We start from the raw sequence: 26,657 nt of genomic DNA on the forward strand, positions 1-26,657 counted from the left end.
TGAAGAAAGGCATAGATAGGCAACTATCTATGGTATATGAAAAAGAATTATGACATCAGTTGTTGTAGTAGGAACCCAATGGGGTGATGAAGGAAAAGGGAAGATTACAGACTTCCTATCAGCCAATGCAGAAGTCATTGCTCGCTATCAAGGTGGGGACAATGCCGGGCACACCATCGTAATCGACGGCAAAAAGTTCAAGTTGCACTTGATTCCTTCTGGTATCTTCTTCCCTGAAAAGATCTCTGTCATCGGAAACGGCGTGGTGGTCAACCCTAAATCATTGGTCAAAGAGTTGGCTTATCTTCATGAAGAAGGTGTGACAACGGACAGTTTGCGCATTTCAGACCGCGCCCATGTTATCCTTCCTTACCATATCGAATTGGACCGTCTCCAAGAAGAATCTAAAGGAGACAACAAGATCGGAACGACGATTAAAGGGATTGGCCCAGCCTACATGGACAAGGCAGCGCGTGTGGGAATCCGGATTGCGGACCTTTTGGACCGTGACGTCTTTGCAGAACGACTTCGTATCAACTTGGAAGAAAAGAACCGTCAATTTACCAAACTCTATGATGCAGAGGCTCTTTCATTTGACGATATCTTCGAAGAATACTATGAATATGGTCAACAAATCAAACAATATGTAACCGATACTTCTGTCATCTTGAACGATGCTTTGGATAACGGCAAGCGCGTGCTCTTTGAAGGAGCCCAAGGGGTTATGTTGGATATCGACCAAGGAACTTATCCATTTGTTACTTCATCAAACCCTGTTGCAGGTGGGGTGACCATCGGATCAGGTGTCGGCCCAAGTAAGATCGACAAGGTTGTCGGTGTATGTAAAGCCTATACCAGCCGTGTTGGTGATGGACCATTCCCTACGGAGCTTTTTGATGAAGTGGGGGATCGGATCCGTGAAGTCGGTCATGAGTATGGGACAACAACAGGTCGTCCACGTCGTGTCGGTTGGTTTGACTCAGTTGTCATGCGCCATAGCCGTCGTGTTTCAGGAATTACTAACCTAAGCTTGAACTCGATCGACGTTCTATCAGGCTTGGATACAGTGAAAATCTGTGTGGCCTACGACTTAGATGGCGAACGCATTGATCACTATCCAGCCAGCTTGGAGCAACTCAAACGTTGCAAACCAATCTATGAAGAATTGCCAGGTTGGTCAGAAGACATCACCGGTGTGCGCCACTTGGATGAGCTTCCAGAAAATGCCCGCAACTATGTCCGCCGGATCGGTGAATTGGTTGGTGTGCGCATTTCAACCTTCTCAGTCGGACCAGATCGTGACCAAACCAATATCCTTGAAAGTGTCTGGTCAAGTAAATAATTTAAAAAAGAGAGTGAGACAGAAATCGGTCATTCGTTAGAATTCGATTTCATCGTCCCACCTCCGCACAGTTGAGTAGGGCTGTAAAAGCTGATGAAATCAGCGTAGTAGAGCCCACTCAACCACTGCGTCTTGCTCGACAATCCAAAGACAATTGAGAGGCTAGGACTTTTGTCCCAGCCTCTTTTTGAAAGCAGAAAGAGGAAAAAATGTATCAAACGATTTTATTTGACCTAGACGGCACCTTGACCAATTCAGAACTAGGGATTACCAACTCGGTGGCCTATGCCTTAGGAAAATATGGGATTCAAGTGCCAGACAAGAAAGCATTGAGAGTTTTCATCGGTCCGCCCTTGCAGGAGTCTTTTGAGCGCTTTTATGGATTTTCTAAGGAAGAATGTTTAAAGGCCATTGACTACTATCATGAGTATTTTTCCGAAAAAGGCCTTTATGAAAATGAGGTCTATCTAGGCGTTCCTGACTTGCTGGCTTCTCTCAAGCAGGCTGGCAAACAGTTGATTGTAGCTACGTCAAAGCCTGAAGAATTTTCCATTCAAATTCTCAAACACTTTGGTTTGTATGATTATTTTGACTTTGTCGCTGGTGCGACCATGGATAGAAAACGTAGTAAAAAAAGCGATGTTATCCAGTATGCCTTGGAGCAAAATGGGATTACAGATTTGGCGCATACCATCATGATTGGAGACAGGGAGCACGATGTGCTTGGCGCTCAAGCGCAAAAGCTTGATTCTATCGGTGTCCTTTATGGCTTTGGAAGCAGGGAAGAATTGGAAGAAGCCGGCGCCACCTATATTGCTCAAGAAGTTGGCGAAATTGCAGCTTTTATAGGATAACCTTTTCCAAAATATTAAAAGTTGGAACTTTTCTAATCTGCTGAATATTGCTTGATTTAATATTTCTATCGGTGTACACTTACTGTAGGTTAAGTCACACAGATTAAGAGGTGATAATATGAATTTGTCACGATATATATTAAAATATAGTACTGATGATGGTACGTTGTATTTTAATACTAAAACCAATCATTCATTTTTTCTTACGAATAATGACATTTTAGATGTGGACTAGAAAGGAAGATATCATGAAGGTTAAAGTGAATAACAAATTCGATGACAAAATGAATGCTAAACCTAGAGTATTTAACTATAATTGTGATTGTAAATAATCACGATTTTAAATAAATTAGAGAAGAGGGTTGTGCTAGCCCTCTATTTTGATGGATGATAATTATGAGAAATATTTATAAGTACATTGATAAGAAGTATCTTTTTCCTATTTTTTTAGGTCGTATTGTGAATAGTGGTTTGGTGTTGGCGCAACCTCTGATTTTAACGAAGGCCTTGAAGTTAGATCAAGACGGCCTTTCTTATGGAAAAATTCTCAATTTTGTTTTATTTGGTTTGTCTGTCTATCTTGTTATTTATAGTCTGATGCTGTTTTCAAACTATTCGCACAATATATTCCGAAGAGAAATCAACAAAAGTGTCCGTGCCCTTTTATTTAAGAAAGTCATATTGAATCCTAAATTTTCCAATGATGAAAAAGTTAGTCTGCTAACTCAAGATATGGAATATGTGGGCGATAATTATTTGGAAAATATAAATGTTATGGTGAGTTGGGGATTTGTCGCCCTTGTTACAGCCATTTATATTGTTTCACAAAATTTTCTCTTAGGACTTATTTTTGTCATTTTTACGATTATGAGACCTATTCCTCAGTTCATCATGAATCGTCGTTTACAAGATTCGGGAGACAGCTGGTCCAAGCTTAGAACGAAATTACATGGGCTTGTCTCGGATAGTATGCAAGGCAGCCAAACCTTACGGATTAATCAGGCCATGAGGCTGAATGAAGAGCGCGTGAATGATTTAAACGGAGAATATCAAAAAGCCATCCAAAGATTTTGTTTCACACATAATATTATTTTTTTCTTTAATGGATTTATGGTCTTTTTTAGTCAGGTTGTTCCTCTTGCTTTAGGCTTTTATTTGAGTTTACAGGGAAATTCTATTTCTATTACAAGCCTCATCTCTATGTATGTTGCTGCGGGGATGCTGGTAGAACCGATCCAAACTCTGATGTACAGTGCAGCCAATCTCCAAGGTGCCTTGCCGACTGCGAACCGCCTGTTTAAGATTATCGAGGAAGAACCTGATTTCGAAGAGACAAAGGATCAATTTGTTGAAAATCTCGAATCGTTGCGCTTAAATCATATTTCAAAAAGTTTTGCTGAACGTCAGCTTTTTTCTGATTTGACGGCGACGATTTCAGTAGGTCAGAAGGTCTTAATCAAAGGACCGAGCGGGTCTGGAAAGACGACTCTTTTTCGCTTGATTTTAGGAGAAGAAGTATGTGATGAGGGTGACATTTTCGTTCAGTATGATGGAAATCAAATAACGAGTCATTTCCAAGGGAATATCGGTTTAATTAGCCAGCATCCCTTCCTGTTTAACGATACTATCCGCTATAATCTAACTTTTGGTCAGCCTTTTCAGGACCATGAATTATTGGAGGTATTGGACCGAGTTGGCTTAATAGATGAATTTCAGGATATTTTGAATGTAGAAATTCATAATAATGGTGAAAACATTTCAGGAGGTCAGCGTGTCAGATTAGAGTTGGCTCGTTTTCTCTTACGCGAGAAGGATATTTTATTAGCGGACGAAGTGACATCAGCTTTGGACGAAAAAAATAGTCGTCTGGTTAGAGACCTAATCTTTTCTTTGCCGATCACGGTACTAGAAATAGCCCATCATATTGATGAAGAAGAGCGCTATGACCAAATCCTTGAGTTACGTAAAGGATGAGCGATGCCACAATAGTTGGTTCTGCGACAAAGCGGATAGTAGTAAGCCAGCAATTTGTCAGATATTTTTGAGATTCTAAGTGGTGATATTTCCAAAATCATCAATACTCAGAGAACTTAAGCTTTATTTAAGATAGGCCAGCTATACTAGAAGCATAAACAAAGACCTCCTAACTTTGTTTAAACCTCCTAAACTTTTTCATAATAATCTCCCATAAGAGTCGCCCAATCGGCGGCTTTTTTTGTGAGTCGTAAGCTGCCTATGGTATAATGAACAAAGAAACTAAAAGGAAGAAGGAAGAGATGGACTACACGATAGAGGAAAAAGCGATGTTTATGAGGGAAGCCCTGAAGGAGGCGGAGATTGCCCTCGCCAATGATGAAATACCGATTGGCTGTGTCTTGGTCAAGGATGGTCAGATTATCGGGCGTGGACATAATGCGCGTGAGGAGCTGCAGCGGGCGGTCATGCATGCGGAAATCATGGCGATCGAGGAAGCCAATCAGCATGAAGAGAGCTGGCGTTTGCTGGATACGACTCTGTTTGTGACCATTGAACCCTGTGTCATGTGTAGTGGTGCCATTGGTCTAGCTCGGATTCCCCAGGTGATTTACGGGGCGACCAATCAGAAGTTTGGCGGAGCAGGAAGTCTCTACGACATTTTGACAGATGAGCGCCTCAATCACCGGGTGGAAGTGGAAACAGGAATCTTGGAAGCAGAATGTGCAGCCATCATGCAGACCTTCTTCCGCCAAGGTCGAGAACGAAAAAAACAAGCCAAGCTCGCAGCTAAGGCCGAAACACAAGAATAAAAACCAGACCTTTGCAAAATCCACAATTTATGATATAATACCTATCGGAGCAACAGTTCTGCGTGAAGCGGGTCAGGGGAGGAATCCAGCAGCCCTAAGCGAAGTGAGCTGTGTGCTCTTTTTCTATTGCTCTTGATGAGTCAAGCCTAAAAGGTGCAGATGAATATTGGAGCAGCGAATCTAGTTTGAACGGACCTGAAATGAATTCAGCTGACATCCAATCTTAAGAAGCATATTTGTTTTCTTGTCAATCAAAATTGTTCTTCTCAATAGGCCTAAATAGGCCTAAAATTTGTTGACTTACGCAAACGATTGCTCTCGGTTATGTCCTAAGGTTAGCTTATTTAGAAAAATAGTATAGAATACAAATGTAAACGTTTTAAAATAGCGAAAGCACTTGCTTATTTTTTCTTAAAGCGTTATCATAAAAGAAAAGAACAATTGGAGGATAAACATGTCACATATTAAATTTGACTACTCAAAGGTGTTAGATAAATTTGTAGCACCACATGAACTAGATTATATGCAGCCTCAAGTGACTGCTGCAGATTCTGCTCTGCGAAATGGTACAGGTCCTGGGGCAGAAATGACTGGCTGGTTGAACTTGCCTGAAGAATATGACAAAGATGAATTTGCTCGTATTCAAAAGGCTGCTGCTAAAATCCAATCTGATAGTGAGGTATTGATCGTAATCGGTATTGGTGGTTCCTATTTAGGAGCTCGTGCAGCTATTGATTTCTTGAATAATTCTTTTGTAAATCTACAAAGCAAGGAAGAACGCAAGGCACCTCAAATCCTCTATGCTGGAAATTCTATTTCTTCAAGCTATTTGGCTGATTTGGTAGACTATGTATCAGACAAAGATTTCTCTGTCAACGTTATTTCTAAGTCAGGAACGACTACAGAGCCTGCTATTGCTTTCCGTGTCTTCAAAGAACTCTTGGTTAAGAAGTATGGTCAGGAAGAAGCAAATAAACGGATTTATGCAACTACAGACCGCGCTAAAGGTGCAGTTAAGGTTGAAGCAGATGCTAATGGCTGGGATACTTTTGTAGTGCCTGATAGTGTAGGTGGTCGTTTTACAGTATTGACAGCAGTGGGACTCTTGCCAATCGCAGCTGCAGGGGCTGATATCAGCAAGTTAATGGAAGGAGCAAATGCTGCTCGCAAGGCTTATGCTTCTGATAAGTTGGCTGAAAATGAAGCATATCAATATGCAGTTGTACGCAATATCTTGTACCGTAAAGGTTATCTGACAGAAGTTTTAGCTAACTATGAACCATCTCTACAATACTTCTCTGAGTGGTGGAAGCAACTGGCTGGTGAGTCAGAAGGGAAAGACCAAAAAGGGATTTACCCAACTTCAGCCAACTTCTCAACAGACTTGCACTCTCTGGGACAATTTATCCAGGAAGGTACCCGTATCCTCTTTGAAACAGTTGTACGTGTAGATAAACCTCGCAAAAATGTGCTGATTCCTGAATTGGCAGAAGACTTGGACGGTCTTGGCTACTTGCAAGGAAAAGATGTTGACTTTGTCAATAAAAAAGCTACAGATGGAGTGCTGTTAGCACACACTGATGGTGGAGTTCCAAATATGTTTGTGACACTGCCTGAGCAAGATGAGTTCACTTTGGGCTACACTATTTACTTCTTTGAGTTGGCTATTGCTCTTTCTGGCTACCTGAATGGTATCAATCCATTTGACCAGCCTGGAGTTGAGGCTTATAAGAAAAACATGTTTGCCCTTCTTGGAAAACCAGGCTTTGAAGAGCTGGGTGCTGAGTTGAATGCACGCCTTTGATTCTTATATGCCTTGAGTTCATTTAGAGTATAAAAAGAGATCCACAAGTTCATTTCTTGTGGATTTTTTAGTACAAGCCTCTTAATTAGTTTATTATTTTTTTGAACTGTGTAAAAAAGAGTGTCTTAATTCATTTATGAAAGCGCTGTATAATTGCCTTGTAAATAAAATTTGAGAGGTATCAAAATGAATGATTGGTTAAACATAAAAGGCAAAACAGTTCTTGTGACTGGCGCGTCATCTGGGATCGGTAAGGCAATCGTTGAAGAATTGCTGGAATTAGGTGTCAACGTAGCGAATTTCGATCTTAGCGACAACGATTTGCGTCATCCAAATCTATTATTTGTAAAAGTTGATGTAACTTCTCGCTCTGAAGTAGAAGAGGGTGTTGCCAAAATAGTTGAAAGATTTGGCAATATTGATGCAGTGGTCAATAATGCAGGGATTAATATCCCTAGATTATTAATCGATGCAGAAAATCCTAAAGGTCCTTACGAATTGGACGATGAGACGTTCGAAAAAGTAACGATGATTAATCAAAAAGGTTTGTATCTGGTTAGTCAGGCAGTGGGACGTATTTTAGTGAAAAATGGAAAAGGTGTAATTGTGAACATGGCTTCAGAAGCAGGCTTGGAAGGTTCTGAAGGACAAAGTGCCTATGCTGCCACAAAAGCAGCAGTCTATAGTTACACTCGTTCATGGGCAAAAGAGCTGGGTAAGCATGGTGTACGTGTGGTTGGAATTGCTCCAGGAATTATGGAAGCTACGGGACTTCGAACTCTTTCTTATGAGGAAGCTCTTGCTTATACCCGTGGAAAGACGGTAGAAGATATTCGAGCTGGTTATGCTTCAACTTCAACAACTCCTTTGGGACGAAGTGGTAAACTACGGGAAGTAGCTGACCTTGTAGCATTCTATATTTCAGACCGTTCTAGCTATATAACTGGAGTCACTACAAATATTGCCGGAGGGAAAACTCGCGGTTAAAAAAATGAAGGTGAGGAAGAGAGTTGACCATAGTAAATCGATGGTATAATATTTTAGAAAAAATGGTCTCACAGCCAACTTATTCCTTGGTAGATATGCGCTCAGAGCTGGATATTAGTATGCAAACCTTGCAAAAGAGTATCCAACAATTAAATGATGTTTTGGCTCCGAGTATCCAGATTATCTCACAAGATGATCAGTTAATGTTAGAGGTGTATGACTATACTGAGTTGGAAAGGATTTTATCTGGTAGTTTAAAACGGGAGAGTGACTTCAATTCTTCCAGTAAAAGAATTGCCTATTTACTAAAACGTTTAATTGAGTCAACCTCCCCTCTTCTTATTGACGACTTGGCTGAGGAAGCAGGTGTTAGTAGAAGTACCCTTAATAAGGATTTAAAACAAGTAAAATCTTTGGCAGAGAGTTACTCTATCACTATTTCAGGAAAGCCCAACCGTGGGCTGGAGGTCTTGGGGTCCGAGCTGAATTTGCGCTTGCTCTATATTCACCAAGTGGCCCCTTACTTTGAAGGAAAGACACTCACCGAGGCAACATCTTCTTTTCTGGAGACGCTACTCCAGGAGTATAAAATCCCGAAAGAAACAAAGGAACTCCTTCGAAAGACAATTTCAATTATGGTGGAGCGTATTCATGCATCTAGGGTGTTGAGTTGCCCTATTCCTTACTATAGGAATGATTTAACAGAGACACCTTTGGTTGAAAAATTAATCTATCATATTGAGATGACTTATAAGATTTCCCTCAGTCAGTTTGAGATAGACTTTTTGTGTTTTCCGTTTAATATCCGTTTTATTGACACTTTAAGCAAGCCGTCTTATCAATCTGAACAGCTTGCAAACATTTTTCAAGGGATTGTCAAGAAAGTCAAAGAAACAATGTTGGTTAACTTTGATGATGAAGAATTATTTGAAGAAATCAAGTCTCATCTAGGCTCCTTAATCAATCGACTGATTTTCCATGTGCAAGCTAATGATATATTCCATGGCGAGGTTCAAACTCAATATCCTTTTGCTTTTGAAATGGCGAAAATTGCTGGAGAAGAACTATCTGCAATTTTTGGTTCTGAATTGGAATTATCTGAAATCGGATATCTGGCTTTGTATTTTGAAATGATTTTAAGAAAGCAAAACTCTGTTGTAAATGGTTCTCGCAAGCAGATAGCTGTAGTTTGCACAACAGGAAGAGGAACTGCTGCGATGATTATTCAGCAACTCAGACGAATTCTTGGAAATGATGTAGACATTACTCAGTATTCTGAAGAGGATTTTAATCTGGATTTGAATCAGGACTATTTCGCGATTTTTACGACAGTTCCTCTAAAATATAAAGATTCTAAATCTCCAGTCATTCAAGTTAATCATCTTTTTGATGATCAATGGCTGCAGGAAGAATGGCAGAGGGCCAATGCTTTTCATCAAAAAAATCTAGAAACAGTCAGCTTACGTTTTCTTCGTTTGACTCCCCAAAAAACCTATCAGCAATACTTGCTAAATATGGTTGCAGAGTTAGAGAAACTTCAGATGATTGATGAAGGTTTTAGAAATCGGATAATTGATAGGGATAAAAAACAATCAACCATTTTTGGTGGAGGAATTGCCTTCCCCCATACAATTAACCAGGGTTATGCAAAGACTATTTTAATGTTTGGAAAGCTAGAAGAGCCTTATCAAAAAGGAGATGATTGGATTGAATTTATCTTTCTAGTCGCCATTCCCTCAGAAATTGAAAGCAAAATGGAGAGTGAATTGCTGGAATTGTATGACGACATTTTTCGAATTGCAGGAGAGCCTTCTCTAAAAGAAGCATTGAGGGCTGTAGAAACAGAGACAGAGTTTCTATCATTTTCTAAGAGCAAAGGAGTATTTTAATGAATTCGCTAATAATTTTCGCTGTATTTGTCATGGCAGCTTATATATTTCAAATGTTCCTCGGCTGGCAGCAACTCAAAGACTTCAATAAGACCTATACGATGCTCCGAAGACTGGGGCGCGTAGCGATTGGCAGGAAGTCCGGAAGAATCAAATCCGGTACGATTGTCATGTTCGCGGTTGATGAAAACGGTCGGGTTCTTAAAGCTAGCAAAATGCAAGGAGTCACAATCTTAGCACGTTTTCAAAATATGGACGATTATGTTGGAGAAGACATCCATTATTTTGACAAGTATAATCCTCTTGTGAGAAAAGAAAATAAGTTGATGCAATCAGCCATAGAAGATGCTAGAAAAGTCTATCTTTGGAATGAGGCAGGTATTGAGAAAGAGACAAGTTCATCTGATTCTTTTCTGGGATTCGGCTTTTATGCGAATTACTTACAATTATCTATTAAACAGTTATTTAAAAAAAATAAGAAAGGGAGTTCCTTATGAATCACATTACAAATTTTGCAGAGAGTTTTATGAAACTCTTCCAATTAGGTGGAGAAACCTTTATTAGCTGGATGACAAATATTGTACCGCTTGTCTTAATGCTATTGATTGCAATGAATACCCTTATCGCTTTCTTGGGAGAAGAGAAGGTCAATTCCCTGGCTAAGATTTCTGCCAAAAATCCTGTTAGCCGGTATATGATTTTACCTTTCATTTCTGCCTTTATGCTGGGGAATCCGATGGCAATCAGTATGGGACGTTTCTTACCAGAATATTATAAACCTAGTTTTGTAGCAGCTCAGATGCAGTTCTGCCACACTTCAAATGGTGTATTTCCGCATATCAATCCTGGGGAATTGTTTGTATGGATGGGAATTGCAACAGGAATTCAAACTTTAGGTTTAAGTCAAATGGACTTAGCCATTCGTTACATGCTTGTTGGGCTTGTCATGAACTTTGTAGGCGGTTGGGTGACCGATTTTACAACTGCTTATGTAGCAAAACAGCAAGGTGTTACCTTGAGTAAAACATTTGATTTATAGAAAGAGTGAAATTATGTCATATAAGAGTATAAAAGTTGTTAAAGGAAATGGCGGTTTCGGAGGACCTTTGGTCATTACACCTAGTGAAGCTAAGCATAAATTCATCTATATCACTGGCGGAGGAGAAAAGCCAGATATTGTAGATAAAATTGCTGATTTGACCGGTATGGAAGCTGTTAATGGGTTTAAAACTTCTATCCCAGATGAGGAAATTGCTTTAGCAATCGTGGATTGTGGCGGTACTCTTCGCTGTGGTATTTATCCTAAAAAGGGGATCCCTACAATAAATATTGTCGCTACAGGGAAAAGTGGGCCTCTAGCTCAATATATAACCGAGGAAATCTATGTGTCAGCAGTTGGCCTTAATCAAATTTCTGCTGCTAATGAAGACGAAAAAGCGACAACTGTGGTAACAGAAAAGCCAACTTACGATACTAGTAAAAAAATTACAGAGCAAAAAGCTGAAACAAGTATTGTAGCAAGAATTGGGATGGGCGCTGGGAAGGTCGTTGCGACTTTCAACCAGGCTGCTCGTGAAGCCATCCAAACAATGCTCAACACGATCATTCCTTTCATGGCCTTTGTTTCCTTGCTGATTGGGGTTATTCAAGGTTCAGGTGTTGGAAATTGGCTGGCAAAATTAATGGTTCCCCTAGCTGGGAACATCTGGGGACTCATTTTGATTGGCTTTATCTGTTCCTTGCCATTCCTATCTCCTTTGTTAGGCCCCGGAGCTGTTATCAGTCAGATTATTGGAACCTTAATTGGAGTTGAAATCGGCAAAGGGACTATTCCGCCCCAAATGGCTCTGCCAGCTATATTTGCTATCAACACTCAAAACGGTTGTGATTTCATTCCTGTAGCACTCGGTCTATCTGAAGCCAAGGCTGAAACAGTTGAGGTTGGTGTCCCTTCTGTGCTTTATTCACGCTTTCTCAATGGTGTTCCGCGGGTGCTAGTAGCTTGGATAGCTAGTATTGGCCTTTATCAGTAAACTTTTGATAGATGCACGTAAACATAGCAACTATTATGTTAAACTTATCTATAAGCATAAGTTTATGACAGATTTGAGAAAGGATGAATAGGAATTAGATGAAGAAAATTTTTGAAGCTAAAGTAATTCAAGTGGGGCCTGAAGCTCAGAATATGATTCAAGATGCCAATATGCTCATTTTGTTTGGAGAAGAAGCTCCGGAAGACTTAGCAGAGTATTGTTTTAAAATCGATAACAAAAATCTTCTAGGTGCAATACTAGAAGGTGGAAAGCTGGTGGTAGATAGTCAGGAATATTCGATTACTGCCGTAGGAAATGTAGTAGAAAAAAATTTAACTGGACTGGGCCATATCACGATTTCTTTTGATGGTTCAAAAGAGGGCAGCCTGCCGGGCACTCTCCATGTTGCAGCAGACCAAGCAGTAGTAATTGAAAAGGACTCTACCATTCAGATTTTCGAAACTGCTTGACCATAACAAAATTTAAAATCAAGCAATTTAGAAAAATAAAAGTCTAAAAAATTGATTCAGAGCTTGGACAAAAAGTCCAGGCTTCTGGGTCTAAATTAGAAAAAATAGATGACGCAGTGGTTGATTGGCAAGTCAATCAAACTAGCCAGTCAGTGCAAGGGAATTCCCAGCAGATGGATCCACAAGGGGTGCCTGAACAGAAGGAAAAGACCAAAAAGGTATTTACCCAACTTCAGCTAACTTCTCAACAGACTTGCACTCATTGGGTCAATTTATCCAAGAAGGAACTCGTATCATGTTTGAAACAGTTGTCCGTGTGGATAAACCACGTAAGAACGTGATCATCCCTACATTGGAAGAAGACCTTGATGGACTTGGTTACCTCCAAGGAAAAGACGTTGACTTCGTAAACAAAAAAGCAACTGACGGTGTTCTTCTTGCCCACACAGACGGTGATGTACCAAACATGTACGTAACTCTTCCTGAGCAAGATGCCTTCACTCTTGGTTATGCCATCTACTTCTTCGAATTGGCCATCGCCCTTTCAGGTTACTTGAACGCGATCAACCCATTTGACCAACCAGGTGTTGAAGCCTACAAGAAAAATATGTTTGCCCTTCTTGGTAAACCAGGATTTGAAGAACTTGGAGCAGAACTCAACGCTCGTCTTTAATCAATAGACAAAACGATCTCGCAAGAGGTCGTTTTTTTACTTGCTAAACAAATTTATATTTTTGTCCCTTAGAATCAATTATAAAAATACGATCTAGTTATATTTCTCGATCATACGGTAATCTAATTGCGATTGTCGCCTTTCGCAAGAAATTTTAAGATAAGTGTCTAAAAGGTCGGATATCTCTCCGATCTTTTTTAGTCTATCAAGACAGGAGTTGGTCCTTGCTTGGTTTTATGTTATAGTAGAAGAGAAGAATAAAAAGGAGAATTCGAAATGTCCGAGAAAGATCAAGAACAATTTATGAAACAGACGCCCTTAGAGGGTGCGCCTCAATTTGATGTGGCTGCGCCAGCCTTTGTCCCAAAAGAAGAAGCCGAAGACTTGGTCGTTCCAGAAGCTAGTGGCCTTTCAGCGACGGATACGAAAGCAATGGAAGAAGAGGTAAAAGAGCCAGTTATTTCAGAAACGGTGGAGCTCCCAAAAGTGGATAAAACGACTGTTGAAGAAGACGCAGTAGTGCCTGCTGATCCCCAACCGACCCCTCCATTCCAGCCTGCGCCTCAAACTCCTCAAAACATGGCAGCTGAACCAATTGGTCCGCAGACAGTGCCTGTTCCTGAGACACCTATTCCACAAGCTCCTCTTTCTCCTGTTGGAAGACCGATGGATACTGCAGACAAGAAGGCGATTCGTTTTGCCCTTGGGATTTTAGTTGGGCTTCTTATCGGTGGAGTCAGTGGTTATTTGATTGGTCATGCTAGCCCTAGCACGTCATCATCTAGAAAGCAGACTTCTTGGTCAGGTAACCAGTCTGGTTCGTCTTCCAATATCGATTTGGATCAATTGACCGCAGAAGACGCGGAAGTTGATTTTAGCTGGAAACAGTCTGATATCGAGCAACTTCAGTTTTTAACAGGAAGTGATGCTGGGGAGACTCCTGAGGAAATGGTCGACTCTTATGGAAAGGCTAGTTCTGTTCAATTTGATAATGGAGAATTGAAATTATTCTGGGATGATAACTCTTATAATAAAGAGGTCAAAGCGACCTACTCTAAGAAAGGAAAAGAATTACAGCTTGTCAAATTTGAGTTTAATCAATTTGGGAAAAATCTTACGGTTGAGGACAACTTTGCAGATGGATTCAAAGTTGGAAATAGTAAGACCGGTGCTGGAGGAACTTCTTACAAAGAGCTTTTAGAAAAATACGGTGATGCAGTCAATCTGACGGTGAGTTCATCTGATGATTCAGACGAGATAGAATTGGTCATGGACTTCCAAAAGAAAAACGGGGACTATGTAGATTTGACCTTTATTCGCCAAGAAAATGGAGATTTCCTCTTGAGTAGTAAAGACAGCTATTAAATCACTGAATAAAAGAAAGAGGCAAGCGCCTCTTTTTTGGGATAAGACGAGACAAATACGCGAATTTTCTATACAATAGAAAGAGTTTGAATAGAAAGAGCATGAAGGATGGAAGAAATGAAAGAGTGGATAGAACATCATAAGCGGATCCTCCAAAAAGCTGCAACTGCTTTGCTGGCTTTTGTGGTTGGTGTTTGCTTGGTGTTTATGATTCATCCAGTGAAAACCTTGCCCAAAGATCGCTTGTTGAGTTTGTCTCGCATGCAAGAAGACAGCCAGCAATTTGTTGCGTCTTCTTCCAAAGAGCCGGCTTTAGAAGACTTGTTGTCATTGGACCTTGCAAGGGGAGAAGGAAAGACACAAAAAAATTGGGTGACTTTATCTGCATTCGTCAAAAAAATTGGAAAAGCAGCGAGTTTTACACAAGAAGATACGACTTTTGGAACGCAAGTCCAGCTAGGCTATGGGACTCCTGTGCAGGGGATTCATCCTTATACCATAGAATTTCAAAAGCAGGATGATACCTTTTATTTGAGCTCGATTCAAGGCTTTGCGCCCAAGTCGGCTCACTATCAGAGCAAAAAGAACTTAAAACTGGCAGATTTTACAGGCTATCAGACACTAGATGGAAAAAAGGAAAAGGGGACAGCAGTAGAAGATGTCTTGAAAAAATCAGGTCTTCCCAATTCTCTTAGTTTGACCTCTGAAAAGGACAAGCAAGTCCTAGCCCTGTCTTATCAGGTGACAGATGGACTGGTCTCTTTAACCTTTGAACGTGACCATAGTGGTCAGTATCGTTTGACGAAGAAGGGGTGAAGCAGATGATCGAGTGGATGAAAAAGAATCGAAAAGAGCTCTTGCTGCCGTTTTTGTGTTTTGTTTTAGGATTGTTACTTGCGATTGCAAGCATCCAGGTGCAGGAGCAGGGAACCGATACCAAGGAGGACCAAACACTGACTCATTTCCAGCCAAAGGATTACAAGAATTTGGTCAGCAAGGAACAAGAAATCAAACAGTTTAAATGGACCATCGAAGCTGTGGCGAATTTAAAAGTTCGTCTCAAGCAGAGTCAGCAACCAGGAACCCGCTTGGAAACAGTTGTGACGGAATGGGGAAAAGCCCAAAAAGTTCGCTACACAAAGACAGATCAAGGAGATAAAATGGTTCTCGTCTTGACTTATGCAGCTAAGCAAACCGATCAGGGTAAGAAAAGTGTGACCTTGTGGTTTGAACAGGAAAAAGACCAGGGGTATCGCTTGATGATGGTGGATGCGACGAATTTGTTGGACGCAAAAGAGAAGACAAGCAGTGAGAAAGAAATCACTACTGAAAAAGAGAAAAAAGGTACAGAATTCGCCCAGATCATTAAGCAACTTGGAAATCCTCAACGCTTGGTCTGGGGGGAAATGCCAGATGGCGGAATGGGCTATCGCGCGACTTACCAGGTGCCAGGGCAGCCAGAAGTGGTGATGGAATTCAAGAAAAAAGCCAAGAAATTGGTGTTGGTATAAGAAAGGAGACATCATTGGACGATCAACGGACAGACATCAAGGCAGCTTCCTCTCACCAGGGTGGAAGCCGCTTGATTTCAGAAGCTGACCTTGCTTCAATAGGTGGAAACAGGCATTCAGAACCAAGACAACCTGTACTAGACTCCCAATCGGATAGGGCGAAAACCTACTCTCCTTCCTCTAATAGTGGAGGGTCTTCGCTGGCAGCCTTTTTTGGATTATTGGCCATGCTGGGATTATTTGCCTATCTAGCTTCAGGAGGTATCCATAGTGAGGAACATCCTTCTTCTACTACTAGTGAATACGGAAGTCCTGGCCGGTCTTATGGAACCAGAAAGGAAACCTTGAAGAGTGGTACGAGTACCTTGATTGCACCGGAAGGTGAATTTCAGTTTCAAGTGACCTATGAGAAGGCGATTTCCCTGATTCCTGGTTTAAGTGAGGGGGATCAAGGCCGTACCTCTTCAACTTATCTGTCTCCGCAGGATGTGGTAGCTGTACTGGGCAAGGCTAGTGGTGGGGAAGAAACCTACCAAGAAGGTGGTGTCAGTCCTTTTATGACACAATTGGATTATCAGTCGGAAGGATCTCCTTCTTCCGTAACAGTTTTACTTTCAAATATTGTTGGTGACCGTTTATCTTCTCTTGATTTTGAGAACCTAAACAGTGAGCGATTAGCCAATAAAAATGGCAGTTTGAACAGAGAGGATTTTGCCAATATTAAAATAGGAACCAGCTATGCAGATCTTGTGAATACAGTCGGAATTCCTAGCCGTGTTTCTTGGTCGAGTATGATGAGTTCAGAGTCCTTCTTAATCTTTTACTATAAACTTTCTGATTCGCACTCAGTCATTATTCACTTTGGAAGCAATCGCACCATCAGTGAAATGACAGGCATGGAGGATTCGGCTACAACCACGTCGCCTTAGGTGTTCATCTCTTTGGGTTTGTGGTATAATATGGATACCTTTAATTGAAATGAATGGAGAATCTTATGACAGCACAAAAAATGTCTGCACAAGAAATTATCGCTTTTATTGGAAATGCAGAAAAGAAAACAAATGTGAAAGTAACCTTTGAAGGGGAATTGGCAACAGCTGTTCCTGCTTCTGTTACCAAGCTTGGCAATGTTTTGTTCGGTGACTGGAAAGATATCGAGCCCCTTCTTGCCAACTTGACAGAGAACAAGGATTATGTGGTGGAACAAGATGGCCGTAATTCAGCTGTTCCCTTGCTGGATAAGCGCTATCTAAATGCACGTATTGAACCAGGTGCTATTATCCGTGACCAAGTGACCATCGAAGACAATGCTGTCGTGATGATGGGTGCTGTCATCAATATTGGTGCTGAAATCGGTGCAGGAACCATGATTGATATGGGGGCTATCCTTGGAGGTCGTGCAACAGTTGGTAAAAACAGCCACATCGGTGCAGGTGCCGTTCTTGCAGGTGTCATTGAGCCAGCTTCTGCTGAGCCTGTTCGGATCGGTGATAATGTCTTGGTCGGTGCCAATGCAGTTGTGATTGAAGGGGTTCAAGTAGGGAACGGTTCAGTCGTTGCCGCTGGCGCTATCGTTACTCAAGATGTCCCTGAAAATGTGGTTGTAGCTGGTGTCCCAGCTCGCATCATCAAGGAAATTGATGAAAAAACACAACAAAAAACAGCACTCGAAGACGCCTTGCGTAATTTGTAACATATTGATAGTAGAGGCCGCAAGGCCTCTATTCTAATAGAAAGAAGACGACGATGACATTGGATTTAATCAAAATCAGAAGGGATTTGCACCAAATCCCTGAAATTGGCTTGGAAGAATTTGAAACCCAAGCCTACCTCTTAGAGCGAATCGTAGAGATCACAGCGGGCAAGGACTTTGTCGAGCAACGGACTTGGCGGACCGGGATCCTGGTTTATCTCCATGGGTCTGCTCCTGAAAAAACTATTGGTTGGCGGACAGATATCGATGGCTTACCGATTGTGGAACAAACGGGCCTTGATTTTGCCTCTAAGCACGAAGGACGGATGCATGCTTGTGGTCATGATATGCACATGACGACAGCCCTTGGGCTTTTGGATCAACTGGTTCAAGTGCAACCCAAAAATAACCTGCTCTTTCTCTTCCAACCAGCTGAAGAAAACGAAGCTGGTGGGATGCTCATGTATAAGGACAATGCTTTTGGCGACTGGCTCCCTGATGAATTTTATGGTCTGCATGTGCGCCCTGATTTGAAGGTGGGAGACATTGCGACCAATACGGGTACCCTTTTTGCGGGGACCTGTGAAGTCAAGATTACCTTTACAGGTAAGGGAGGGCATGCTGCCTTTCCACATGAGGCCAATGACGCTCTTGTAGCAGCCTCTTACTTTATTACCCAAGTCCAATCGGTCGTGAGTCGAAATGTCGATCCAATTGAAGGGGCTGTGGTGACCTTTGGTTCCATGCATGCAGGAACAACCAATAATGTGATCGCTGAGACAGCCTTCCTTCATGGGACCATTCGGACCTTGACCATGGAGATGAACCTTCTGACTCAAAAACGGGTCAAAGCCATTGCAGAAGGAGTTGCAGCAGCCTTTGATGTGAAATTGGACCTGGAACTCAAGCAAGGAGGCTACCTGCCTGTGGAAAACCAACCAGAATTGGCCAACGAACTCATGGACTTTTTCACAGCTGAGGAAGGCGTGAACCTGATTGATATTCTGCCTGCGATGACAGGAGAAGACTTCGGCTTTCTCTTGAGCAAGGTCCCGGGTGTCATGTTCTGGCTGGGTATTGATACCTCATATGCCTTGCACCATCCGAAGATGAGCCCAAATGAAGCAGCCCTTCCCTTTGCTGTGGAAAACATTGGTAAATTTTTGAAAATGAAAGCCAACCAATAAAGGAATGATTCAACTCCGTCTGGAGTTGGATTTTTTCTTTGTCGTGTAAAAACTGTTCGGATCTTTTCTAAAAAATGTTACAATAAAAGCTAGACAAAAGGAGTAGGGAATGAAGAAAATACTACGAAAAGAAACCATTGCAGCCATGAAACAGTTGCCAGAATCCGTGAAAACTCAAGCAGATGAAGAGCTGACTCAGCGCCTCTTGGAGCTACCAGCTTTTCAAGAGGCAAAGACCCTTGCGACCTATCTGTCTTTTGACCATGAAGTTTCCACAGCTGGCTTGATCCAAGCAGCTCTTCAACTTGGGAAACGCGTCTGTGTTCCCCGTACCTATCCACAAGGGCGAATGGAATTTGTGGAATACGATCCTGATATTTTGGCAAAGACACGCTTTGGTTTGCTGGAGCCCAATGAAAAAGGGAAGCTTGTGGATCAGTCAGAGATTGATCTGATCCATGTACCAGGCGTGGTCTTCCAGTCAAAAGGCTACCGAATTGGCTATGGTGGTGGCTATTATGATCGTTATTTGGAAGATTTTACTGGAAAAACGGTTAGTACGATTTATTCCATCCAGCAGAAGGAGTTCCAGCCAGATGCTTTTGATCAGGCAGTTCAGGAGGTGCTAGTCTATGAAGTTACTCTTTGATCGTCGTTATCCTGTGACCAGCCTCTTGTTGCTCGTCACAATAGCAGTCTTTCTTTCCATGTTTATCCGATTTGGAAGTGACTACCAAACGGGTGCTGCTGTTTACTATAGCGGTGGTATTATTGGAGAGGTTGTGAAAGTCGATCCTAGCCAGTTATGGCGAATCGTGACAGCGACATTTGTTCATATCGGCCTAGAACATTTTGTGCTCAATATGATCACTCTCTATTACTTGGGACGTTTGTCAGAAGATCTCTTTGGATCGAAGGCTTTCTTAGCTCTTTATCTCTTATCAGGCATGATGGGCAATGTCTTTGTTGCTATTTTTACGCCAGATGTGATTGCAGCAGGAGCTTCTACAGCACTGTTTGGACTGTTTGGGACCATTGGTGCTTTGCGCTTTATTGTCCAAAGTCCCTATATTCGCCACTTGAGTCAGTCCTATACCAGCTTGATTGTGGTCAATTTGATCTTTAGCTTCATGCCAGGAATTAGTATGGCGGGGCACATCGGTGGCTTAGTAGCTGGGGTCATGTTGGCTTATGTCTTTCCAGTAAGAGGGGAAGCTCGCTTTATGAACCGAACCTATCAGATGAGTGCAGCCCTATCTTATCTCTTACTTTTACTTTATTTCTTAGGTAAAATCTTGACTCTATTTTAAGAGAGAGTGGGACAGAAATCGGTAATTCGTTAGAATTCGATTTCGTCGTCCCAGCTCCGCACAGTTGAGTAGGGCTGTAAAAGCTGATGAAATCAGCGTAGTAGAGCCCACTCAACCACTGCGTCTTGCTCGACAATCCAAAAATAATTGAGAGGCTAGGACTTTTGTCCCAGCCTCCTTTTTTTTCCTAAAAAATGTAGCACAATCGTAAATTAACAGAAAATTGTTTGAAATGCAAAGAATTGTATATATTTATTATAATATGTTTGCAGAAGTCAAGTGAGCCCTCTATTGCTAGGTCCATAGAGAAGGCAATCATGGGTAAAAAGGTATAAAAATGCAAATTAGAAAGCGTTTGCAAAAGGGTTGAGAAAGGTGTAAACTGGAGATATAAAAATCAAAAATAGTGCTATTTTGTCAAAAGTAGTGCAAAAACAAAGGAGATTTGCCATGAAAAAATGGTTGTTAAAACTCTCATTGGTAGCGATGACACTCTTACTCCTACCAATTCAAGCTGTTCAAGCCTGTTGCGGTTTTATCATTGGTCGCCAATTGACCAAGGATGGGACCACTCTCTTTGGTCGGACAGAAGATTACCCTTACTATCCAAATGGTGGAAAGCACAACAAAAACTTTGTGGTTGTTGATGCGAAGAACTATAAGGAAGGGGATCAACTGGAAGACGAATCCAATGGTTTTACCTATCCACATGCTGCCAGTGAAATGAAATACACAGCGACTTATGACTCTGCTCGTGGAGATGGTAGTAACGGTGCCTTTGGTGAACATGGATTTAACGAAGCCGGCGTCTCTATGACCTCAACTGTTACAGCAATTCCAAATAAAAAAGTCTTGAAGACTGACCCATTGACAGAAAAGGGAATTCCAGAAGCTGCTATGTTGGACGTGGTTTTACCACGCGTTAAGTCTGCTCGTGAAGGAGTTGAATTCCTAGCTAAAGTCATTGAAGAAAAAGGATCAGCAGAAGGGAATGTTGTCGTTTTTGCAGACCAAAAAGAAACTTGGTATATGGAAATTCTTTCTGGTCACCAATATGTAGCGGTAAAAGTCCCAGAAGACAAATATGCAGTCTTTGCAAATACCTACTACCTTGGTCATGTGGATTTGAATGACAAGGAAAATGTGATCGCTTCGAAAGATGTTGAAAAAGTAGCCAAAGAATCTGGTAACTACAAGACAGATAAAGACGGTAACTTCCATATTGCTAAATCTTATGGACCAGAAAAATATGCTGAAGGAGACCGTTCACGTACTTACGCAGGAATCACTCTTTTGGATCCAAAATCAAAAGTGACTTATGAAGATGATGAATACGAACTCTTCCGCTCACCAACAGATCCAAACAAGAAATTTACTTTGGAAGATGCCTTTGCTCTCCAACGCAACCGTTTTGAACATTTGAATGGTCGTTTTGTTCCAGACGATCAAATTGGTGTCAAGAAACAAGGGGATAATGGTAGCAATGATGCTGTTCGTAAAGACCAATACAAGTATGCTTTAGGAAACGAAAACGTTATCGATGCCCATGTCTACCAAATCAATCCAAAACTTCCAAAATCATTTGGTGGTACTTTATGGCTTGGTATGGGGCCATCTCGAAACACTCCTTATGTTCCATTCTATGGTAATCTAAAAGATACTTACGAAGCCTTCAAACCTCAAACAGCAACTTATGATCCAAATTCATGGTATTGGACAGTATGGCACATTGACAATATGGCGATCAATAACCAAGATGTCTTTGGAAAATCAGTCCAAGATCACTGGAAAGCTCTTGAAAAACAATTTATTGTTGATCAAGAAAAGAAAGATATTGAATATTATTCATTGAAAGATCAACCTGAAGCTGCAAAAGCTGCCGAAGATAAGGTAACAAAAGATGCACTGGAATTGTCTGATCGTCTTTTCCAACACTTCAAAGATTATGAAAAATTAATGGAAAAACAATTAGAGGCAGCTGGACGTAAATCTGATCCATATCGTGCTTCTCAACCAGATAATTATAAAGATCCTGAAGAACCTAAGAAACCAGATACACCAAAAGTTCCAGAAAAACCACAAATCAATGAAGATGTGAACAAAATTAAAATTCCGGCTCCAGATTATGTAGCAACACCTTCCAATAAAGACATTCCAGCAAATGCAGAAGGAAATCCAAATAATCGCTTTGGCTATGCTGCTAACAAGGATAAACAACCAGCTGTATCTTCGAAAGTAGAAACGCCTGTGAAGCCAGAAGAAAAAGTTCAATCTCCGGTTGAAGCTCCTGTAGTAGGAAACAGTGTAAACAACAATAATCGCTTTGGTTCTAATTTCAATCCAGGCGAAATTGAAACTTTCCCAAATACAAATTATTCTTACAATGTTCATCCTTAAACAATAAGAATAAAAAGTAAATTGGACCAAGTCCAATGAAACAAAAGAGGCCGGATTTTTATCCAGCCTCTTTTTTATAAAAAAAGACTGACCATTGTAAGGCAGCAAAGCTCTTACATGATATGGCCAGTCTCTTTTGTATTCTTTAGATTTGAGAATGATTAGTCTGCAGTTTGTTCAGATGCTTCTAATTTTTTTCCAAGGTCGATAATATATTGTTTGAGGTCATCTTTGACTTGAGGGTGTTTCAAGGCATAGTCGATCGAAGTTTTCATGAAGCCGAATTTATCACCCACATCGTAGCGTTGGCCTTTAAATTCACGGGCAAAAACTCGTTGGGTCTTATTGAGGGTATCGATTGCATCTGTCAATTGAATTTCATTGCCAGCGCCTGGTTCTTGATTTGCAAGAATATCAAAGATTTCAGGAGTCAAGAGGTAGCGTCCGATAATAGCGAGATCACTTGGAGCGTCCTCTGGGTTTGGTTTTTCGACAAAAGTTTCAACGCTATAAAGACCGTTAATGCCTTCGCCTTGAGGTGCGATCACACCGTAAGAAGAAACCTCTTCGTGAGGGACTTCCATCACAGCGATAGTGGACGCATGGGTTTCATCGTAGTCGTTCATCAATTGTTTGGTCAATGGCAAGGCATCATCATTAGTGATGTCCATGAGATCATCTCCCAACATAACGACAAAAGGCTCATTTCCAACAAATGCCTTTGCCTGAAGAACAGCGTCCCCTAAACCTCGAGGGTGACTTTGGCGGATGAAATGAAGATTGATCGCTGTTGTATCATTGACCAACTTGAGTAAGTCAGTCTTGCCTTTTTGCTCGAGGTTGTATTCCAATTCGAAGTTAGAATCGAAATGGTCTTCGATCGAACGTTTAGCCTTCCCTGTTACGACAAGGATTTCCTCAATCCCAGATTTCAGAGCCTCTTCTACGATAAATTGGATCGTAGGTTTGTCAACGATTGGCAACATTTCCTTTGCCAAAGCTTTGGTAGCTGGGAGGAAGCGTGTCCCCAAACCAGCCGCAGGAATGACTGCTTTTCTAACTTTAGTCATATAGTTTCCTTTCTAAAAGGTAGGATTGATGTTAGGGTGGTTGACTTATTTCCACTCATTTTCTTCTTTAAATTCATTGCTCATCATGTGGTGGATGGCTTCGCGAATATCTTTTCCTTCATAAATGACTTGGTAAATGGCTTGTGTAATCGGCATGTAGACATCCAATTCTTGGGCCAGTTCGTGGGCGACTTTGGTCGTAGAGATCCCTTCAATGATCATACCCATGTTGGCTTCGATATCTTCCAATTTTTCGCCACGTCCGAGAGCATCCCCAGCTCGCCAGTTGCGGGAGTGGACAGAAGTACCAGTAACGATCAAGTCACCGACCCCAGATAAACCGCTATAAGTCAATGGGCTAGCTCCGAGCTTAACGCCAAGGCGCGTGATTTCAGCGAGACCGCGCGTGATGATAGCTGCTTTGGCATTGTCCCCATAACCAAGACCGTGCAGGGCTCCAGCTCCGACCGCGATGATATTTTTCAAGGCTCCAGCAGTTTCCACTCCGATGACATCTGTATTGGTATAGAGGCGGAAGTAGTGATTGCTAAAGAGTTCTTGAACATAGCGTGCAGCTTCTAAATCTTTTGAGGCTGCTGTAATGAGGGTGATGTCCCGTACAATGGTCTCCTCTGCATGACTTGGTCCAGAAACGACCACTACTTCACTGCGAAGAGAAGCAGGAATTTCTTCTTCAAGGATTTGAGAAATCCGATCGTGTGTACCAGGTTCTAGCCCTTTAGAAGCGTGCATGACTGTGACAGGGTGATCCAGTGTTTCAGCGACTTGTTTAGCGACCAAGCGGGTCACCTTGGTAGGAACGACAAAAAGGATAGCATCCACGCCGTCCAAAGCTGCTTTCAGATCGGTCGTAGCGGTAATTTGATCGCTAATAACGATGTCTTTGAAATAGCGTTGATTGGTATGAGCGGTATTGATTTCATCGATTTGTTCTTGGATATTTCCCCAGAGACGGACTTCATGGCCGTTATCATTGAGGACTTGTGAAAGGGCTGTTCCCCATGAACCAGGACCCAATACTGCAACGGTTTGTTTTTCCATTGTATCTTCCATTTCTATGTCTATTTTTTCAACAAGGCTAGGAATCTAGCGCTTGCGCCTTCGAAACGGCCTAATGTGTGCCTTGAAGGACGATTCTATTCTTCTCTCTATTTTAACATATTATAGGTAAAAAAACCTGTATGACTGTAAATTGTTTTGTGAAAAAAATTCATTTGGCAGGGAAATCAAGTGAAAAAAGTACAATCTTTTACTTGCAATACTACTAATTTTTGATATAATAGTTTCGCTTATTATTATGAATATAAGGGGAGATAAAATGAAAAAGTTAGCAATATATTTATCAATAATGCTTTCATTATTGATTGTGTCATTGACACTTTTTTCTAAAACTGTACAGGCGGAAACGTCTAAAAAAGTCGATGTGATTACGGAAGTTAAGATTCAAAATGATCAAGGTGAGGCTTTGACAGGACCGGTTGGACGATTTGACACTTTCCGTCTGAATGCAAAATTTGCTATCGGGAAAAGAGGAACAGTCAAAGCCGGAGACACAACAGAGGTTAAAATCGACTCACCAATTGATATCAAATCACAGGATTTTGAGATTAAAGATCCAAGTGATAACTTGGTTGCCAAGGCAAAAGTTGATGCAGCTACTGGTAAAATTATCTTGACCTTTACAAAATATGTAGAAACAAAAGACGATGTATCCGGTTCATTCTTCTTCTATGCTCAAGTCAATAAAGTGAAATTTCCAAATGATGGAGAAGTTCCGGTTAAAGTCTCTGTAAATGATAAGGAGAAATTCACTGGTAAAGTTACAAGTGGAACAATTGGTGGAGGATACCGCTACTCTATCATTAAATCAGGTTGGAGCGAAGCAGGCAACAAAGAGCTTGGCTTCCGAATTTCTGTAAATAGAACCAACGAAGTTATCAACGATGCTGTTGTTACAGATACCTTGAAATCAGCAGGTATCACATACAAACAAGGAAGCTTCAAGATTAAAAAAGGAACTTGGGAATATACCAATGGTAAATGGGTACTCAAGAACGCAAAAGATGTTACCGCTAACTATAAAGTGAATATTAATGGAAATTCATTTACGATCAATCTAGGTAACATTACTGCAGACGACCAATTTGCAATTGAATATTCGGCAGATGTGAACTATACTGTTGTTGATGGTGAAAAAATTCTTAACCAAGCTACTATTAAGGGAAGCAATAAGGATGAATACGCATCAAACAGTACAGTGAAAATCCAAATTGCCGGTGGTGAAGGGATTGGTTACGAATTTAGTATCAAAGTTACTAAGGTAGACGAACAAAACGGCCCTCTTAAAGGTGCAAAATTCCAAGTTGTTCGTCAGGCAACTGGTCAAGTTATTGGTGAATTCGAATCAGATGCGAATGGTGAATTTACTGTTAAGAACATCTTACGCGATAAATATATCATCAAAGAAATTTCAGCTCCAGAAGGTTATGACTTGGCAGCAGATACTGTTGTTGAAGCTGGTGAATTTAAAACACCAACGAAACCTGTTAGCAAAACCATTGTAGACAAGAAAGAGAAGCCGAAAAAAACCCAAGCAACTATCGAATTGGATAAAATTCTTACAGGTCGGCCACTCCAAGACGGTGAATTCAATTTTGAATTGTACGAAGGCGAAAATAAACTTCAAACAACTACTAACAAAAGCGGGAAAATTACATTTGCACCGATTGAGTACACTGAAGAAGGTGAACACACTTACACTGTGAAGGAAGTGAAGGGCGACAATGCCACTATTGCTTACGATGCTTCTGAAAAACAAGTAACTGTTAAAGTCACTCGTGATGGAGATGCCTTGAAGGCAGAAGTCGTCTATCCAGAAAACAAAACCTTTACCAATGCCTTCACACCAAACGCAACAACTGCAACAATTGAGTTGACGAAAGAGTTGACAGGTCGTGACTTGGTAGATGGCGAATTTAGTTTTGAATTGTACGAAGGAGCTAACAAGCTTCAAACTGTTACCAACAAATCTGGTAAAGTAACCTTTGATGCGATTTCTTACACAGCAGAAGGTGAACATACTTACACTGTGAAAGAGGTCAAAGGGACTACCCCAGGTATCACATACGATACAGCCGAAAAACAAGTAACCGTTAAGGTAACAAAAGATGGAGACAACCTAAAAGCAGATGTGGCTTATCCAGAAAATAAAACCTTCTCAAATACTTATACGGCTCCTCAACCAGCAAAAGCTAAAATTTCAGCC

23 protein-coding genes, 1 other RNA gene and 1 pseudogene are annotated in these 26,657 nt (G+C 41.2%); 23 read left to right on the forward strand and 2 right to left on the reverse strand.

The features are described from left to right. The first annotated feature begins 49 nt into the window (after window positions 1–49). The 22 genes and pseudogenes from WKT08_RS07775 to WKT08_RS07880 all read left to right on the forward strand — a co-directional run bounded on the left by WKT08_RS07775 (window position 50) and on the right by WKT08_RS07880 (window position 22,301). Window positions 50–1,342 (forward strand): adenylosuccinate synthase, encoded by a 1,293-nt coding sequence (locus WKT08_RS07775; protein WP_070587805.1) that lies wholly within the window; start codon window positions 50–52, stop codon window positions 1,340–1,342. Window positions 1,343–1,551: 209 nt separating this feature from the next. Further along, window positions 1,552–2,196: an HAD family hydrolase gene (locus WKT08_RS07780; RefSeq protein WP_003002091.1), complete on the forward strand. Its 645-nt coding sequence runs from the start codon at window positions 1,552–1,554 to the stop codon at window positions 2,194–2,196. Window positions 2,197–2,592: 396 nt separating this feature from the next. Then, a complete protein-coding gene (locus tag WKT08_RS07785; RefSeq protein WP_003016812.1) occupies window positions 2,593–4,170 on the forward strand; it encodes an ATP-binding cassette domain-containing protein in 1,578 nt (525 codons plus the stop codon). A gap of 302 nt (window positions 4,171–4,472) precedes the next feature. Continuing rightward, a complete protein-coding gene (gene tadA / locus WKT08_RS07790; protein WP_195327022.1) occupies window positions 4,473–4,982 on the forward strand; it encodes a tRNA adenosine(34) deaminase TadA in 510 nt (169 codons plus the stop codon). Window positions 4,983–5,023: 41 nt separating this feature from the next. Further along, window positions 5,024–5,109, forward strand: an RNA gene (gene ffs, locus WKT08_RS07795) — signal recognition particle sRNA small type. Window positions 5,110–5,436: 327 nt separating this feature from the next. Beyond that, complete coding sequence (locus tag WKT08_RS07800; RefSeq protein WP_008808173.1) at window positions 5,437–6,786, forward strand: glucose-6-phosphate isomerase; 1,350 nt, start codon at window positions 5,437–5,439, stop codon at window positions 6,784–6,786. 186 nt (window positions 6,787–6,972) lie between these two features. Continuing rightward, a complete protein-coding gene (locus tag WKT08_RS07805) occupies window positions 6,973–7,773 on the forward strand; it encodes an SDR family oxidoreductase (protein ID WP_001000837.1) in 801 nt (266 codons plus the stop codon). Between the two features lie 62 nt (window positions 7,774–7,835). Then, window positions 7,836–9,662, forward strand: a complete 1,827-nt coding sequence (locus WKT08_RS07810) for a BglG family transcription antiterminator (protein WP_080639548.1) — start codon at window positions 7,836–7,838, stop codon at window positions 9,660–9,662. Beyond that, window positions 9,662–10,159 carry a transcriptional regulator GutM gene (locus WKT08_RS07815; RefSeq protein ID WP_125854169.1) on the forward strand — a complete coding sequence of 166 codons (498 nt, stop codon included), beginning with the start codon at window positions 9,662–9,664 and terminating at the stop codon, window positions 10,157–10,159. The genes WKT08_RS07810 and WKT08_RS07815 overlap by 1 nt, the downstream gene beginning before the upstream one ends. Further along, window positions 10,156–10,701, forward strand: coding sequence for a PTS glucitol/sorbitol transporter subunit IIC (srlA, locus tag WKT08_RS07820; RefSeq protein WP_001015684.1), 546 nt, complete (start codon window positions 10,156–10,158; stop codon window positions 10,699–10,701). The genes WKT08_RS07815 and srlA overlap by 4 nt, the downstream gene beginning before the upstream one ends. Before the next feature lie 13 nt (window positions 10,702–10,714). Continuing rightward, a complete protein-coding gene (gene srlE / locus WKT08_RS07825) occupies window positions 10,715–11,695 on the forward strand; it encodes a PTS glucitol/sorbitol transporter subunit IIB (RefSeq protein ID WP_038804194.1) in 981 nt (326 codons plus the stop codon). A gap of 98 nt (window positions 11,696–11,793) precedes the next feature. Next, window positions 11,794–12,165: a PTS glucitol/sorbitol transporter subunit IIA gene (locus tag WKT08_RS07830; RefSeq protein ID WP_008808177.1), complete on the forward strand. Its 372-nt coding sequence runs from the start codon at window positions 11,794–11,796 to the stop codon at window positions 12,163–12,165. 196 nt (window positions 12,166–12,361) lie between these two features. Next, a pseudogene (gene pgi, locus WKT08_RS07835) lies at window positions 12,362–12,838 on the forward strand (glucose-6-phosphate isomerase); the annotation flags it as partial. A 276-nt stretch (window positions 12,839–13,114) separates the two neighbouring features. Further along, window positions 13,115–14,203, forward strand: coding sequence for a hypothetical protein (locus WKT08_RS07840; RefSeq protein WP_340281238.1), 1,089 nt, complete (start codon window positions 13,115–13,117; stop codon window positions 14,201–14,203). A gap of 108 nt (window positions 14,204–14,311) precedes the next feature. Beyond that, a complete protein-coding gene (locus WKT08_RS07845) occupies window positions 14,312–15,019 on the forward strand; it encodes a hypothetical protein (RefSeq protein ID WP_340281240.1) in 708 nt (235 codons plus the stop codon). A 5-nt stretch (window positions 15,020–15,024) separates the two neighbouring features. Then, a complete protein-coding gene (locus WKT08_RS07850) occupies window positions 15,025–15,714 on the forward strand; it encodes a hypothetical protein (RefSeq protein ID WP_340281242.1) in 690 nt (229 codons plus the stop codon). A 14-nt stretch (window positions 15,715–15,728) separates the two neighbouring features. After that, window positions 15,729–16,643, forward strand: a complete 915-nt coding sequence (locus WKT08_RS07855) for a hypothetical protein (protein ID WP_340281244.1) — start codon at window positions 15,729–15,731, stop codon at window positions 16,641–16,643. A gap of 65 nt (window positions 16,644–16,708) precedes the next feature. Then, a complete protein-coding gene (gene dapD / locus WKT08_RS07860) occupies window positions 16,709–17,407 on the forward strand; it encodes a 2,3,4,5-tetrahydropyridine-2,6-dicarboxylate N-acetyltransferase (RefSeq protein ID WP_003016885.1) in 699 nt (232 codons plus the stop codon). 53 nt (window positions 17,408–17,460) lie between these two features. After that, entirely contained in the window at window positions 17,461–18,594 is a 1,134-nt protein-coding gene (locus WKT08_RS07865) for an N-acetyldiaminopimelate deacetylase (RefSeq protein ID WP_340281246.1), read from the forward strand. A 109-nt stretch (window positions 18,595–18,703) separates the two neighbouring features. Further along, complete coding sequence (locus tag WKT08_RS07870) at window positions 18,704–19,243, forward strand: 5-formyltetrahydrofolate cyclo-ligase (RefSeq protein WP_340281248.1); 540 nt, start codon at window positions 18,704–18,706, stop codon at window positions 19,241–19,243. Further along, a complete protein-coding gene (locus tag WKT08_RS07875; RefSeq protein WP_340281250.1) occupies window positions 19,227–19,904 on the forward strand; it encodes a rhomboid family intramembrane serine protease in 678 nt (225 codons plus the stop codon). Before WKT08_RS07870 ends, WKT08_RS07875 begins: the two co-directional genes overlap by 17 nt. Window positions 19,905–20,354: 450 nt before the next feature. After that, window positions 20,355–22,301: a C69 family dipeptidase gene (locus tag WKT08_RS07880; RefSeq protein ID WP_070661512.1), complete on the forward strand. Its 1,947-nt coding sequence runs from the start codon at window positions 20,355–20,357 to the stop codon at window positions 22,299–22,301. Window positions 22,302–22,462: 161 nt separating this feature from the next. On the opposite strand, the gene galU is transcribed toward WKT08_RS07880, so the two are convergent. Together galU and WKT08_RS07890 are read right to left on the reverse strand one after the other, a co-directional pair. Then, a complete protein-coding gene (gene galU / locus WKT08_RS07885; protein WP_003008975.1) occupies window positions 22,463–23,371 on the reverse strand; it encodes a UTP--glucose-1-phosphate uridylyltransferase GalU in 909 nt (302 codons plus the stop codon). Between the two features lie 45 nt (window positions 23,372–23,416). Beyond that, window positions 23,417–24,433, reverse strand: coding sequence for an NAD(P)H-dependent glycerol-3-phosphate dehydrogenase (locus tag WKT08_RS07890; RefSeq protein ID WP_037608137.1), 1,017 nt, complete (start codon window positions 24,431–24,433; stop codon window positions 23,417–23,419). A 277-nt stretch (window positions 24,434–24,710) separates the two neighbouring features. Between WKT08_RS07890 and WKT08_RS07895 the strand changes: the two genes are divergently transcribed. Next, window positions 24,711–26,657: Spy0128 family protein (locus WKT08_RS07895; RefSeq protein ID WP_340281254.1), on the forward strand; the 1,947-nt coding region annotated here is incomplete at its 3' end.

Source organism: Streptococcus sp. HCA-5024 (assembly GCF_037890265.1).
GTDB lineage: Bacteria > Bacillota > Bacilli > Lactobacillales > Streptococcaceae > Streptococcus > Streptococcus lingualis.